Source organism: Stackebrandtia nassauensis DSM 44728, from assembly GCF_000024545.1.
In the GTDB taxonomy this organism is placed as follows: Bacteria; Actinomycetota; Actinomycetes; order Mycobacteriales; family Micromonosporaceae; genus Stackebrandtia; species Stackebrandtia nassauensis.
In genome coordinates this window covers 5,593,041-5,606,598 of sequence record NC_013947.1, presented here as the reverse complement: position 1 = coordinate 5,606,598, position 13,558 = coordinate 5,593,041, and the positions used below count along the sequence as shown (strand labels likewise).

Below are 13,558 nucleotides of genomic sequence, written 5' to 3'. Positions count from 1 at the left end.
AAGGACAACGATGTCGCACTTCACCCGGGTCCGCACCACCCTCACCGACACCGCCACCCTCGCCGCCGCGCTGCGCGAACTCGGCTTCGCCGAGGTCGAGGTCCATGACACCGCGCAAGCGCTGCACGGCCACCGCGGCGACGTCCGGCCCGAGACCGCCGAGGTCATCGTGCGCCGCCAACACCTCGGCATCGCCAGCAACGACCTGGGTTTCGCCCGGCGAGAGGACGGCAGCTACGAGGCGATCGTCAGCGAGTTCGACCGCCGCAAATACGGCGAGGCGTGGATGAAGAAGCTGCTGAGCACCTACGGGTACCTCACCGCCGTCGCCTTCGCCGAACAGCACGGTTTCGCGATCGCCACCGACGAGGTCGAGACCGAGGGCACCCGGCGGCTGACCCTGCGCCGCACCGTCGTGTGAGCCTCAAATCGCTGGCGAATCGCAGGTCGAGGCCGCAGACTACCGGTGTGATGATCGATCATTGGCCCCTGATGGGGCTGCGGCTGACTATCGGGGACGTCGAGTTGCGACTGCCCGACGACGAAGAACTCGCCCAGCTCGCCGACGTCGCCGAGCGAGGCGTGCACGCGCCCGGCGACCGGCCGTTCCTCAACGGCTGGACCGACGGCACCCCGGCCGAGGTCGCGCGGCGGTTCGTCCAGGCACACTGGGGCCACCGGGCGGCGTGGACACCGCAACGCTGGGAGTTGGAGCTGGCGGTGTTCCACGAGGGACGCCCCGTCGGCTGCCAGGGGATGTGGGCCTCCGACTTCGCGACGGTGCGCGAAGTTACCACCGGATCCTGGCTGGGTATCGAACACCACGGCCGGGGCATCGGCACCAGGATGCGCGGAGCCGTGTTGGCGTTGGCCTTCGCGGGGCTCGGCAGCGAGTTCGCGATGTCGATGTCGTTTGAGGACAACCACGCCCCGTTGGGTGTGTCCCGCAAGTTCGGTTACCGGCCGGACGGCATCACGCGCGACGCGCTGCACGGCGAGGTCATGGTGTCGCGCCGATTGCGACTGTCCCGGCAGGACTGGGAGACGGGAAACCCTGAACCGGTTATCATCAGCGGCTTGGACCCCTGCCGGGAGTTGTTCGGACTGACCGGCGACTGACGACAGGAGACACCCCCGTGACCACCCCGGAGATCCGCACCCCGGGACGGGCCGAGGGGTGGGTGCTGGTGGGCATCGTCCTGGCCGTCCTGGTCTGGTCCGGAATCGGCCCCAACAGTCTGGGCACCTGGGCGTTGGAGATCGCCTGGGTCGTGGCGGGATTGGTGATCATTCCGTTGTGCTGGCGCCGGTTCCCGCTGTCGCGGCTGTTGTGCTGGCTGCTGGCGATCCACGCCGTCATCCTCATCTACGGCGGCCACTACACCTATGCCGAAACCCCGTTGGGGGACTGGGTGCGGGACCTGCTTGACCTGCGGCGCAACAACTACGACCGGCTCGGCCACTTCGTCCAGGGGTTCATCCCGGCGATCCTGTTCCGGGAACTGCTGCTGCGCAAGGGCCCGCTGCGGCCCGGCAAGCTGCTGTTCGTCCTGGTCACCGCGTGCGGGCTGGCGTTCAGCGCGTTCTTCGAGATGATCGAGTGGTGGGCGGCGCTGATCCTGGGCGCCGACGCGGAGGCCTACCTGGCCACCCAGGGCGATGTCTGGGACACCCAGTGGGACATGTTCCTGGCGCTGTGCGGAGCGGCCCTGTCGCAACTGTTGCTCAGCCGCTGGCACGACCGGCAACTGGGCCTCAGCGGCCGGATCCCGACGGCGGTACCGGCAGGAACGGCTCGCTGAGGTGCGAGGTGCCCAGGGTGCCGCCGTTGTCGCGCAACCGATCCAGCACCCGCTCCCGGGTCGTGCGAGCCAACCCGGGATCCTCCTCGTGGGCGTAGGGCAGCTCGGGGTACAGCAGCTGAATGGCGTGGACGAGCACATCGCCGGTCAACAGCAGTGACTCGCCCCCCGACTCCAGTGCCACACTCTGATGGCCCGGGGTATGGCCAGGAGTGTGGACGGTCGCGACCTCCCGGCTGAGCCGGTGATCCCCGTCCACGATGTGCAGCTGCCCGGATTCCCGCAACGGCCCCAAAAGGCTCACCTCCCGCTCGGGAACCAGAGCCAGGGCATCAGCCCGCTGCACCAGATAACGAGCGTTGGGAAAGTACGCACGACGCACGCTCCCGGCGGGCTGCGGCTTTCCCGCCAAGCCGTCTCGCTGCTGCTGAACGGTCACCGCCCAGCCGGTGTGGTCGGTGTGCAGGTGGGTCAGCACCACCGCGTCGACCGCCGCCGGGTCGATTCCGGCTTCGGCCAGCTCGCGGGGTAGCCGTCCCGGGACCGGCGTCCAGGCGTCGACGTCCGGGTCGACCGGGCCGATTCCGGCGTCCACGAGCGTGGTGCGGCCGGACTCCTCGGTGATCGCGAAGGCACGGAACCGCAGCCACCACTGGCCGCTAGCGGTCACCGAGCCGGGGTCGAAACCGTCGACCGCCGTCCAGTGCGCGTCGGTGGCGGTGGGGAACGCTTCGCGGCGGGGCGTGAAGAACGGCCCGGCGCCGTCCTCCAGGGCCGTGACGGTGAGGTGGCCGAGGCGGCGGCTGATGGGCATGGCCGCAACGGTAACCGGCGCCCTCAGACCGTCGCGGGTTCCTGGGAGCGGAGTTCGTTGCCGGACAGGTCGGCGCGGGTGAGGACCGTGGTGGGCTTGTCGAACGGGAACAGCGAGGTGGCGTCGAGGCCGTCGATCACCAGCAGCTCGCCGGGTTCCATCAGCCGCCAGTCCGGGTCGGCGTCCATGCGTTCGCTGGCCAGGACGAAGGCGGGCACGGCGCCGTCGGTGCCCGAGATCTCCATCCGGCCGGGCTCGGCGACCGGCGCCAATGCCCGGGTTCCCGCGAAGCCGCCCAGTTCCGGGCGCAGCACCCACAGCTCGTGGGTTTCGGGGTAGCGCAACGCCCACAGGCGATTGGCCTCCGCCAGCAGGATGTTGAGCGAGTAGATCGGCAGCTCCGCGCCGATGCGGCGCACCGCCGAGATGAGGCCCTCGGTGGTGTCGCCCAGGCGGCGGATCTCGGCGGTGATGTAGGCGAATACGAGCTCGGAGTCGGTGTGCCCCTCGATGAGGGCCTTGTCGACATCGGACAGCCAGGTGGACAGGACGTCCATGTCCCGCACCACGCCGTTGTGGGCAAACAGCCGGTCGTTCATGTCGAACGGGTGGGTGTTGTGGACGTCCAGCGCTGTGCCCGAGGAGTACCGCACGTGGGCCACGAACGTGTGCGACACGATGTTGCGGGCCAGCAGGTCGAAGTCGCTGCTGGTGTGCGCCGCCAGCGGGGCGCGGTCCCGCACCGGCTCGTCACCCAGCGAGAACCAGCCGATCCCGGCGCCGTCGGGCATCCGCAGGCTCTGGGCCCGCAGACTGTCGGGCGCGTCGAGCAGCCAGAACGCGGTCTCGACGCGAGGGCCACCCGTGGTCAGTCCGAACAGTCGGCACATGCGTACACGATGCCGCAACACCGTCACTCCCGCAACCGGAAACGGGAATCAGCCCGCCTGGGCGTTCCCATAGGCCGTCCATAGGAGAAGTGCACTCTATATAGATATGTGCGAATCTGAGAATCCCCTAGCCCCGGAGTGAACGACATGCCCGAATTCAAACTGTCGCGTCGCGGCGTGCTCGGCGGACTCGCCGGGCTGGCGGCCGTCTCCAGCGTCCCGCTGGTCGCCGGTACCGCCTTCGCCGCCAAACGCGACGTGCCACAGCCCGACATCTACAGCTGCGCCGACTGGGGAGCCCGCCCGCCCAACGGCACGCCCACCGTCGTCAGCAAGCGGCCGAACAAGATCATCTGCCACCACACCGCCTACCCCAACACCGAGGACCTGTCGCTGGAGTACGCGTTCGCCAACTCGCGCGACATCCAGGACCTGCACATGGACAACAACGGCTGGATCGACTCGGGTCAGCACTTCACCAACAGTCGCGGCGGTTTCCTCACCGAGGGCCGCCACGGCAGTCTCGACGCGCTGCTCGACGGGACCTACATGATCCAGGGCGCGCACTGCGTCGGCCAGAACTCGCAGGCCATCGGCATCGAGAACGACGGCAGCTACCACACCGGTGAGCAGCCGACCGAGCCGCAATGGGCCAGCCTGATCGACTTCTGCGCGTTCATCTGCTTCAAGTACAGGATCCCGGCGACGGAGATCTACGGGCACAAGGACTTCAACTCGACCCTGTGCCCGGGCGGCATCCACGAACGGCTGCCGGAACTGCGCGAAGCCGTCCAGGGAGTCCTGGACGGCTCGGCGAAGTAAGGCGTTATCGGCGCGGGGCCGGGTCACCGGCCTCGATCTCGGCGGTGTCCCACAGGGGCGCCGCCGTTTCGTTGCTGCGCGGCTGCGGCAGGCGCCGGTTGCCGAAGGCCTGGGCGTCGAAGCGGGTGGGACCGCCACGGCCCTGGCCGACGGCCGCGGGTTCGGCCGCCGCCGGTTGCGGTTCGGGGTCCCAGAACGAGGGGGTCGCCGCGTCGGCCGCCTGGGCCGCCTCGGTCTCCTCGGTCAGTTCGCGACGGCGTTCGATGGCCTCGACGATGCGTTCGGGCAGTTCGTCCATGTCGTCGCGCTCACCGAGCACCCCGACGATCAGCCCGATGAGCACGATCGTGGCCAGGATGAGGATCGGTATGAGCAGCACCAGTGGGTCGACGCCGGGCACCTCGAGGATGTCGTCGTCGATGGCCACCGAGATCGACCGCATGCCGGTGTAGTGCATGCCGGTCACGGCGATGCCCATGATGATGGACGCGCCGATCAGTGAGCCCTTCCCGGAAACCCAGGTGGTGAAGAACAGCGCGACGGTTGCCGCGACGACGGCGATGGCGATGGAACCTGCCACCCACATGGGGTCATAGTGGATGGTGCCGGGGAGGTTCACCGCTGCCATGCCGGTGTAGTGCATGGCCACAACGCCCATGCCGGTGAGGGGACCGCCGATGAGGATCTTGGTGATCGAGGACTTACCGAGACCGACGGTGAAGATGCCGAACGCCACCGACACGATCGAGATGACCAGGCTGGCGGCGGTGATGGGGATGTCGTAGCGGACTTCACCGTCGGGGACGCTGAAGCCGATCATGGCGATGAAGTGCATCATCCAGATGCCGGTGCCGCCGATGGCGAGCGACGCGAAGGCCAGCCACTTGATCCGTCCCCGGCCGCTGGGCAGTCGACGGGCGTGGAGCATGCAGGTGAGGCCGAGGAACGCACCGGCCAGCGCGAATCCGAACCCCATGATCGGGTTTATTGGGCCGTACGCGAAGTGATCGTGTGTCACGTCTTGGCTCCCAGGGAACTCGTGAGTGTGGACCGTCGCGGTGCCGGAGCGACGAATGTGCTTGGTCTGCAAGTGCAAGGGTGCCCGGATGGGCCGGGAGAGTGTCGCACAACGAGTGCGCTGATGTCGTTGGCAATTTACCCGGAATGCCGGTTATATAGATTTTATGAATCTTAAATCTGGCGAAAAATCCCGTAAAGGTGTAATCGTCACGTTCTCGCGACAAGCACAGTGGACATGAATACCGTCACCCAGCGCTTTTGTAGTGTCGCCGTCGCCGAAGGGCTGGAGGATGTCGGCCGTCCGGTTAGGAAAGACGGCGAAATGTCCGTCCTGCGGCTTATGTCCGATTATCGGCGTCGCATAATGTCTGCGTTGCACCGAAAGGAAGGTTTGTCACGGCGCCCTGCCCTTCCCTTTTCCGTTCACGCATGGTGGAATCGCGGGGGTTATTGCGAGAACCGGCAGACCAAGGTATTCATGGTGCCGGTAGCCCGGTGGCAGGTCTGAAGCTCAGGAGGGTCCACGACGTTGAGCAAGCGCAGCACTACGGAGGCGGGTGTCGCCCCGGCGCGGCGCCGTTTCGGCCTGCCACGGCTGGCCGACATGCGGATCCGCTCCAAGCTGGGGCTGATCCTCATCGTCCCCGTTCTCGCCCTGCTCGCGGTGGCCACCATCCGACTCGTCGACTCCAGCAACGAGGCGTTCCGGGCGGGCGACTCCGCCTCGCTGGCCCAGTTCACCCAGTCCTCGTCCGCGCTGCTCAACGCGTTGCAGGCCGAGCGTTCCAAGGCCGCCGTCCAGCTGTACAAGGACGACATCGCCCTCGGTAAGGACGTCGAGTCGGTCGAGAACTACACCAAGGCGCGCGAGAAGACCAACAAAGCGATCCGGGAGTTCCGCGCCGAGCGCAAGAGCCTCGCCGACAACTCCGACGTACTGCTGCAGACCCTTGAGGACATCGACAACACGATCGTCTACGACCTCAACGGATACCGCTCCAGCGCCAACACCGACCCCTGGGACTTCCTCGACAAGCCGGTCAACCCCGACAAGCCCGACGGGGCCCGCGGCCGCATCTCCAACGGCGCCGGCGGTGCCGGTGACCTGAGCGGCTACAGCGCCGCGATCTCGTTCCTGCAGACGGTCTACGAGTACGCCCTCGACGGCACCACCGAGCCGGGACTGTCGCGCGACCTGCGCGCCACCCAGCTGTCGGCCGCCGCCGACGAGAACTCCGAACAGCTGCGGCTGCTCATGCTCAACATGGAGCCCAGCGGAAAGCTGTCCTCGGAGAAGCTGCGGCAGTTCAACCAGCTGGTCGCCGCCCGTACCACGGCGCTGCTCGACTTCGGCCGAGTGATGTCCACTGTCGACGAGAACGACGCCTACAAGAAGGCCAGTGACCTGACCGAGGGCGACGCCGACCTGGCCGGGAACTTCGAGGACGAGGTCATCGGCAAGAGCTCCGACGAGACCATCAACGTCGACCACACCAAGACCCAGGCGGCCTACGACCACCGGCACGACGCCAGCCAGCAGTTCATCGAGGCGGTGCAGGAGAAGTCCCTCACCGACGCCAACGCCTACAACAGTTCGGTCGTCACCCAGGTGCTCGTCGAGATCACCGCCGTGCTGATCACCCTCGTCGTCGCCGTGCTGCTGGCGCTGGCGATCGCCCGCACCCTGGTGCACAGCCTGCGGCGACTGCGCGAGGGCGCCTTGGAAGTGGCCCACGTGGACCTTCCCCGGGCGGTGGCCGCGATGCGTGAGACCGACGCGGCCAACCAGCGCACCCCCGCGCAGGTGGTGGCCGAGCTCGGCGACCCGCTGCGCATGGACAACCGCGACGAGGTCGGCACCGTGGCCGGTGCCTTCAACACCGTCCACCGCGAGGCCGTGCGCATCGCCGCCGAGCAGGCCGCGCTGCGGTCCTCGGTGTCGACGATGTTCGTCAACCTGGCCCGCCGAAGCCAGGGCCTGGTCGACCAGCTGATCGGTCACCTGGACCGGCTGGAGCGCGGTGAGCAGGACCCCGACCGGCTGGGCGAGCTGTTCCAGCTGGACCACCTGGCCACCCGGATGCGCCGCAACGACGAGAACCTGCTGGTGCTCGCCGGTGCCGACTCCACCCGCGTCGAGCGCGACCCGGCCCAGATCGGCGACGTGCTGCGCGCCGCCCAGTCCGAGGTGCTCAGCTACACCCGCATCGAGTTCGGCACCATCCTGGCCGACCGCGAGGTCCAGGCCGGGGCCATCAACGACATCGTCCACCTGATCGCCGAGCTGCTGGACAACGCCACCGGCTACTCGCCGCCCGACTCCGCCGTCGTCGCCGAGGCGCGGCAGGTCCGCGACGAGATCGTGGTGCGCATCATCGACCGCGGCATCGGCATGTCCCAGAAGCAGATGGACGAGCTCAACCGGCAGCTGGCCGAGCGCGCCGAGGTGGACATCTCGGCGTCGCGCCTGATGGGCCTGGTCGTGGTCGCGCGCTTGGCGCAGCGCCACAACATCAAGGTGACCCTGTCGGGCGAGCAGGGCCGCGGCACCGTCGCCGAGGTGACCCTGCCGCCGGAGCTGTTGACCGACTCCGCCCGCCGGGGTGGCAGCCGTTCCTCGCTGCCGCCGTCGCCGACGCCGCGCTCCAACGGTTCGCCCGCCCCGTCGGCGACCACCGAGCCGCCCGCCAGCGCCGGGACCGACGCCCCGCGTGGCCTGTTCGAGCCGCTCAACCTGCCCGAACCCGAGCAGGTCGAGCCGTTCTCGCCCGGCAGCAACGGGCACAAGGAATTCGATCCGGCGGCCTTCGACGGCAACGGCAGCAACGGCTCCAGCCCCGCCGGTGTCGCCTTCCACCCCGGCGACTCCGACACCGACAACCTGCCCCGGCGCAAGCTCATGGAGGTCACCGGCGAGATCGTCGCCGAGGTCCCCGACGACCCGATGTCGGTGGCGCTGCCGACGATCCGGCTGGACGCGGCGCCGCTGGGCGAGGTGCCCACCGACGACGGCCAGGCACCCCCCGCGTGGCCAGCGGCCGGTGGCACCCCGACCACCGAACCCGTCGCGGCCTCCGACCGGACCCCCGAGATCGACGAGACGATGGAACTGCCGATCTTCCGCGAGGTCGAGTCGGCGTGGTTCAAGTCGAGTACCCCCGCACCGCGACCGGCGCACGAGGATCCACCGCCGCCGCCGCAGTTCCCGAAGAAGCCCTCGCCCTCGCCCTCGCCCAAGGCCAAGAACGCGGGCGACGGCGGGATGCCCAAGCGGCAGCGGCCGTCGGACACCCCCAAGGCCAAGCCCGCCCCCAAGGCCAAGCCAGCCCCCGCTCCCGAGCCCACCCCGGCCCCGGAACCGGCCGCCACCAGCGGTCTGCCCCAGCGCGGCACCCCCGCCACCGAGCCGCCCGCCGAGAACGCCCTGTGGCACACAGCGGCCGACTCCGGTTGGCAGACGGCGGCCGAGGTGAGCGCCAAGCCCGCTCAGGAGTCCACCAACGCCGGGCTGCCCAAGCGCCGCCCCATGGAACGACTGGTCCCCGGTTCGGTGGAAAGTCCCGAGGCCGAACCCGAGGTCCCGCGCCCGAGACGCGACCCCGAGGGCGTCCGCGGCCTCCTTTCGGCGTACCACCGAGGCGTCCAACGCGGCCGCGGAGGCGATGCGCGATGATGTACGGGAATATTTACGTACCTGATGTTTTTGGGAAGGCCCGACGACCGATGGCAGGTAAGGAGTCTTGATGACAACTCAGACCGGCGTTCAGGATCTCGGCTGGTTGCTGGCCGGATTCGCCGAGCGGGTGCCCGGCGTGGCCCACGCCGTCGCTGTGTCCGCCGACGGGCTCCTGATGGCGGCCTCCCGCAACCTGCCCCGGGACCGCGCCGATCAGCTCGCCGCCGTCGCCTCCGGCATGGTCAGCTTGGCGCAGGGCGCCTCGCGATGCTTCGAGGGTGGCGCGGTGCTGCAGACAGTCGTCGAGATGGACAACGGATTCCTCTTCCTGATGTCCATTAGTGACGGGTCATCGTTCGCCGTCCTCGCGTCGCGGACCTGCGACGTCGGGCAGGTCGGGTACGAGATGGCGCTGTTGGTCGACCGCGTCGGCCAGGCGTTGACCCCGGAGAAGCGTGGTGGGACGAATGAGGGAGTGCGCAAGTAATCGCGGCACGGTAGAGTCCTTGTGGTTGGCGCCACCATGACACAACAAAGTACATATAGGAATGTAAGAAGGCATGTGGCTGTTGATGCCGGAGTACTGGTAGTTCCTTGTGGACGCCAGTGTAGGGAGTAACGATGGTTCTCGATCGTGACGACTCGGTCGGTACGGGCGCACTGGTGCGCCCATACGCGGTGACCCGTGGTCGAACCCGGCCCCGGCTGGACATCGCAATGGAAGCCCTTGTCGAAACCACCGCTCGGGGCCGCTCCGGCGGTTTCCTCGCGGGTCAAGAGCAACAGACAATCGCCGGTTTGTGTGGAGTCGGGCTGCAGTCGATGGCGGAGATAGCCGCCCGGATGCAGATGCCTCTCGGCGTCGCTAGAGTCCTGGTGGCCGACATGGCCGCCGACGGACTGCTGGCGGTACACGAACCGGCCGGAATTTCGGAAAGCGGTGAGGATGCCGTGGGCACCGAACTGCTCGAACGCGTACTTAGTGGACTTCGGAGGCTGTGAACGTGGCTGACCGCCCTACGAACGGACGGGTTACCTCGGCGAAGATCGTCATTGCCGGGGGCTTCGGCGTCGGCAAGACCACCCTGGTGGGATCGGTCTCCGAGATCACCCCGCTGACGACCGAGGCCATCATGACCTCGGCCGCGGAAAAGGTGGACGACAACCAGCTGGTGTCCGACAAGAACACCACCACTGTCGCGATGGACTTCGGCCGTATCACGATCGACAACGACCTGATCCTGTATCTGTTCGGTACCCCCGGCCAGACCCGGTTCTGGTTCATGTGGGACGAACTGGTGCGCGGTGCCATCGGCGCCATCGTCCTGGTCGACACCCGGCGGCTGGCCGACAGCTTCGCCGCCATCGACTTCTTCGAACACCGGCGGCTTCCGTACCTGATCGCCGTCAACCAGTTCGACGGCAAGCTCTTCCACGACATCGAGGACGTCCGCGAGGCACTGGCAGTCGCCCCGCAGACGCCGATCGTGCCGTGTGACGCCAGGCAGCGCGAGTCGACCAAGAGCGTGCTGATCAACCTGGTCGAGTACGTGCTGTCCATGCACCGCTCCCGTACCGCCGGAGCAGCGGCGCAGTAGACCGTCGGACGAACCCCGGTCTCCTCACCCGAGGACGCCGGGGTCGTCCTGCTGCGCCCAAGCCGGAATCGTCCCGCTGAAAACAGACCCCTCGCGCGGCGATGAGTTTCGCCGCCGGGCCCCGTCTCTATTGGTGACAACAGATTTCACTGAGGAGATGGCAATGGCCAAGGTTTACACGCACATGACCATGTCGCTGGATGGATACATCGCCGACCCGAACGACGGCATCGACGAGCTTTTCGAGTGGTACGGCGCGGGTGAGGAGTCGGTTGACAGCGCCAACGAGGACGTCGAGTTCGCCGTGGACTCCAACAGCGCCGAGCTGCTGCGCGAGTTCACGGGAAGCACCGGCGCACTGGTCACCGGACGCCGCCTCTTCGACCTGACCGACGGCTGGGGCGACAGCCACCCCGTCGGTGCCCCGGTCGTGGTCGTGACCCACCAGCCGCCCGCCGACACCGGCAAGTGGCCCAACACGACGTTCACCGACGGCGTGGAAGCGGCGATCGCTGCGGCCAAACGGATCGCCGGTGACGAGGATGTCGTCATCGCGAGCGCCAGCATCTCCGCCCAGGCCCTCGACCTTGGACTCGTGGACGAGGTGCACGTCAGCCAGGTCCCGGTGCTGCTGGGTGAGGGCATCCCGTACTTCGCGAACCTGAAGAACGCCCCGCACCGTTTCGACGACCCCGTTGTGGTGCAGGGAAAGCGCGCGACCCACCTGAAGTACGTCGTCCGCCGTTGAACCGCATTCCTCCACAGCCGCCGACCTGCGGCTGTGGAGGTTTTGTTGATCACTTGGGCATCCTCGGTGGTGATCGTCCCTTCACACCACGAGGATCTCGATGAGCAGGAAGCTCGGCTGGCGGATCGCGCTCGGCGCGGTGGCGCTGGCGACCGGTCTGGCGTTCACGCCGCTGGCCTTCGCCGACGACGGTGTCGCGTCCGCCAACGACGATCCGTCGTTCCTGCAGGTGTACGACGCCAACGTCGAGAACCTGCCCGAGGCGGGCGACACCTGTCCCGGCGACTGGCAGGACCTTGTCTACTACATGAAGACGCAGGACGCGGCCCCCGACCTGTACCTGATCCAGCAGCTCAGCGGCTCCGGTGACCAGCGCGGCGATCTTCAGTACCTGATCGCCCGGATGGAGAAGGAGTTCGGGCAGAACTACGACGGCATCCTGGCCCAGAACAACCCGGGCAAGGGACCGCAGAAATGCGCCCCGCAGAAGGGTTACCAGACCAACGGGATCATTTTCCGGGTCGACCGGTTCGAGAAGGTCAAGACCGACAACAACACCTGGCTGGCGCAGTCGAAGTCCAGCGGCTCGTGCCGCAACAGCGACCAGGACCGCACCCGGGGCGTCAAGATCAAGCTGCGCGACAAGCTGGCGAACAAGACCGTCACGGCCGCTTCGGTCCACTGGCCCACAGCGGCCAGCGACGGACCGCCGTGCGCCGACGTCAACGCCAAGGAGACCGCGAAGGAGATGACCGAGGACGGGTACGGTGCCGACCAGCTGATCCTCGGCGGCGACATGAACTACACCGACGCCGGTAGCAACGGCGGCACGGACTTCCGCTCCTGGTACAAGGCGATGAACGGCGATCTCAAGGGCGGGTACGGTTTCCGCGACGCGGTTTACGCGGCCTGTGCGGCGGCCAGTGACCCGAACAAGTGCCGGGCCAGCAACTGGACCGTCGGGGGTAAGAGCCGGATCGACTTCCTGATGGCCAAGACGGGTGCGGGCAAGATGCCGGTCATCGACGGGGTTCGCTCGCCGACTTTCGATGAGGGCGACGCCGCCGCGCTGAAGTTCGAGGGCAAGGACGACGGGAAGCTCAACTACTCGGACCATCGGGCTGTGCAGGCGCGGGTTCACTACTGACGTGGGCGGCATCGGTCGGCTCGCAGCGTGGTCGGGTGCGGCGCAGGTAGGACCAGCCGGTGACGGCCATGGCGATGCCGGGCACGCCGAAGGCGAGCATGCCGACGAAGGCGAACCAGCCGGGCGAACCGTCGCTGGCTGACGGAGCGAAAAACAGAGCTACTGCGCCGATCAGCCCGTACGGAGCTAGGGTGCTCGCGCCCAGGAACGCGGGGGTCAGCGGTAGCCAGCGCGGCACTCGCCGTCCGGCCAGCGCGAGGGTCCAGCGGGGCCAGCGTTGGCTCCACGGGCGGGTCAGCGCGATGACCAGGAAAACCGCGAGTGCGCCGAGGACGGCAGTGAGATCCAGGCCGATGCGGGCCAGCAGCCCCTGGAATCCGCCCACCCCAACCAGATCGGGGCCTTCCCAGCCGCCGAGCTTGATGCCGAGGGCCCACGCGGCTTTGCAGCCGATGTAGGGCAGGAACGCGGCTGCTCCGGCGTAGGCCGTCCAGCGAACTCCGGTCGGGGCTTGGCTGGGTTCGGGGAAGCGTAGGGCGCGGGGCGTGCGATCGGCGTGGTCGAAGCCGCAGCGACGGCAGACGCCCTTGGCCGCGTGGTGAAACGACAGTGCCGCGCCGGTCAGCAGGATCAGTGTCGTGGCGCGGATCAGTTTGGCGGCGAAGCCCCACGAGTCGTCGACTTGTCCGACGCCGAGCAGCATCACCAGGTCCATGACCAGCCCGAAGACGCTGGCCAGCAACAAAACGACGGCCAGCCAGCACAGCCACGCGTTTCGGCTGACCACGGCGACGACACCAAACGCTCCCACGCCGACGATGAGCCAGCCGACAACGCAGTCGCTGAACGGTATCCCCAGCTCACCGCCCAGTCCCCAGTAGACGCCGGTCAGCGTCGTGAGTACCGAACCGGCAAGTGCCGCTGCTGGTGTCCAGTGCGGCCAGCGCCGCCACAACTCGATCATGAGCCAATCGTCGGCCGCTCCAGCTCGCGGACCGTCGTGCCGCAGAACGAAATCGCGGCTACCACGATCGCCGAAGC

14 protein-coding genes are annotated in these 13,558 nt (G+C 67.8%); 10 read left to right on the top strand and 4 right to left on the bottom strand.

What is annotated here, in order from left to right; all coding sequences use genetic code 11:
* Positions 1-10: 10 nt before the first annotated feature.
* From SNAS_RS26100 to SNAS_RS26090, 3 genes are read left to right on the top strand one after another with little or no spacing between them, the layout of a single operon-like run.
* Complete coding sequence (locus tag SNAS_RS26100; protein ID WP_013020484.1) at positions 11-421, top strand: DUF1257 domain-containing protein; 411 nt, start codon at positions 11-13, stop codon at positions 419-421.
* Positions 422-471: 50 nt separating this feature from the next.
* Positions 472-1,119, top strand: a complete 648-nt coding sequence (locus SNAS_RS26095) for a GNAT family N-acetyltransferase (protein WP_013020483.1) — start codon at positions 472-474, stop codon at positions 1,117-1,119.
* A gap of 17 nt (positions 1,120-1,136) precedes the next feature.
* On the top strand, positions 1,137-1,802 hold the full coding sequence (locus SNAS_RS26090) for a DUF2238 domain-containing protein (protein ID WP_013020482.1): 666 nt from the start codon (positions 1,137-1,139) through the stop codon (positions 1,800-1,802).
* Here the strand turns inward: SNAS_RS26090 and SNAS_RS26085 are convergent.
* Both SNAS_RS26085 and SNAS_RS26080 read right to left on the bottom strand, forming a co-directional pair.
* On the bottom strand, positions 1,756-2,616 hold the full coding sequence (locus tag SNAS_RS26085) for an MBL fold metallo-hydrolase (RefSeq protein ID WP_013020481.1): 861 nt from the start codon (positions 2,614-2,616) through the stop codon (positions 1,756-1,758). The genes SNAS_RS26090 and SNAS_RS26085 overlap by 47 nt on opposite strands.
* A gap of 23 nt (positions 2,617-2,639) precedes the next feature.
* A complete protein-coding gene (locus SNAS_RS26080; RefSeq protein WP_013020480.1) occupies positions 2,640-3,506 on the bottom strand; it encodes a class II glutamine amidotransferase in 867 nt (288 codons plus the stop codon).
* A gap of 147 nt (positions 3,507-3,653) precedes the next feature.
* Here SNAS_RS26080 and SNAS_RS26075 point away from each other — a divergent pair, with 147 nt between their 5' ends.
* Positions 3,654-4,328, top strand: coding sequence for a peptidoglycan recognition protein family protein (locus SNAS_RS26075; RefSeq protein WP_013020479.1), 675 nt, complete (start codon positions 3,654-3,656; stop codon positions 4,326-4,328).
* 4 nt (positions 4,329-4,332) lie between these two features.
* Here the strand turns inward: SNAS_RS26075 and SNAS_RS26070 are convergent, their stop codons facing one another.
* Positions 4,333-5,346 carry an MHYT domain-containing protein gene (locus tag SNAS_RS26070; RefSeq protein ID WP_013020478.1) on the bottom strand — a complete coding sequence of 338 codons (1,014 nt, stop codon included), beginning with the start codon at positions 5,344-5,346 and terminating at the stop codon, positions 4,333-4,335.
* Positions 5,347-5,877: 531 nt separating this feature from the next.
* On the opposite strand from SNAS_RS26070, the gene SNAS_RS37275 reads away from it, so the two are divergent.
* The 6 genes from SNAS_RS37275 (at position 5,878) to SNAS_RS26040 (ending at position 12,517) form a co-directional block, all read left to right on the top strand.
* Positions 5,878-9,021, top strand: coding sequence for a sensor histidine kinase (locus tag SNAS_RS37275; RefSeq protein ID WP_013020477.1), 3,144 nt, complete (start codon positions 5,878-5,880; stop codon positions 9,019-9,021).
* Between the two features lie 70 nt (positions 9,022-9,091).
* Positions 9,092-9,511, top strand: a complete 420-nt coding sequence (locus SNAS_RS26060) for a roadblock/LC7 domain-containing protein (RefSeq protein WP_013020476.1) — start codon at positions 9,092-9,094, stop codon at positions 9,509-9,511.
* Between the two features lie 134 nt (positions 9,512-9,645).
* On the top strand, positions 9,646-10,026 hold the full coding sequence (locus tag SNAS_RS26055) for a DUF742 domain-containing protein (protein WP_013020475.1): 381 nt from the start codon (positions 9,646-9,648) through the stop codon (positions 10,024-10,026).
* Between the two features lie 2 nt (positions 10,027-10,028).
* The gene (locus SNAS_RS26050; RefSeq protein ID WP_013020474.1) at positions 10,029-10,622 is read left to right on the top strand and encodes a GTP-binding protein; all 594 of its coding nucleotides are present in this window, start codon (positions 10,029-10,031) and stop codon (positions 10,620-10,622) included.
* 163 nt (positions 10,623-10,785) lie between these two features.
* The gene (locus tag SNAS_RS26045; protein WP_013020473.1) at positions 10,786-11,370 is read left to right on the top strand and encodes a dihydrofolate reductase family protein; all 585 of its coding nucleotides are present in this window, start codon (positions 10,786-10,788) and stop codon (positions 11,368-11,370) included.
* Positions 11,371-11,470: 100 nt separating this feature from the next.
* Positions 11,471-12,517, top strand: a complete 1,047-nt coding sequence (locus SNAS_RS26040) for an exonuclease/endonuclease/phosphatase family protein (RefSeq protein ID WP_013020472.1) — start codon at positions 11,471-11,473, stop codon at positions 12,515-12,517.
* On the opposite strand, the gene SNAS_RS33335 is transcribed toward SNAS_RS26040, so the two are convergent.
* Complete coding sequence (locus SNAS_RS33335) at positions 12,471-13,481, bottom strand: hypothetical protein (protein ID WP_013020471.1); 1,011 nt, start codon at positions 13,479-13,481, stop codon at positions 12,471-12,473. The two genes, SNAS_RS26040 and SNAS_RS33335, sit on opposite strands and share 47 nt — an antisense overlap.
* Positions 13,482-13,558 lie beyond the last annotated feature (77 nt).

Excerpts from the sequence above, each read along its gene's own strand:
- SNAS_RS26100 (WP_013020484.1), top strand. The coding sequence starts at position 11 with ATGTCGCACTTCACCCGGGTCCGCACCACCCTCACCGACACCGCCACC.
- SNAS_RS26095 (WP_013020483.1), top strand. The coding sequence starts at position 472 with ATGATCGATCATTGGCCCCTGATGGGGCTGCGGCTGACTATCGGGGAC.
- SNAS_RS26085 (WP_013020481.1), bottom strand. The coding sequence starts at position 2,616 with ATGCCCATCAGCCGCCGCCTCGGCCACCTCACCGTCACGGCCCTGGAG.
- SNAS_RS26080 (WP_013020480.1), bottom strand. The coding sequence starts at position 3,506 with ATGTGCCGACTGTTCGGACTGACCACGGGTGGCCCTCGCGTCGAGACC.
- SNAS_RS26075 (WP_013020479.1), top strand. The coding sequence starts at position 3,654 with ATGCCCGAATTCAAACTGTCGCGTCGCGGCGTGCTCGGCGGACTCGCC.
- SNAS_RS26060 (WP_013020476.1), top strand. The coding sequence starts at position 9,092 with ATGACAACTCAGACCGGCGTTCAGGATCTCGGCTGGTTGCTGGCCGGA.
- SNAS_RS26055 (WP_013020475.1), top strand. The coding sequence starts at position 9,646 with ATGGTTCTCGATCGTGACGACTCGGTCGGTACGGGCGCACTGGTGCGC.
- SNAS_RS26045 (WP_013020473.1), top strand. The coding sequence starts at position 10,786 with ATGGCCAAGGTTTACACGCACATGACCATGTCGCTGGATGGATACATC.
- SNAS_RS26040 (WP_013020472.1), top strand. The coding sequence starts at position 11,471 with ATGAGCAGGAAGCTCGGCTGGCGGATCGCGCTCGGCGCGGTGGCGCTG.
- SNAS_RS33335 (WP_013020471.1), bottom strand. The coding sequence starts at position 13,481 with ATGATCGAGTTGTGGCGGCGCTGGCCGCACTGGACACCAGCAGCGGCA.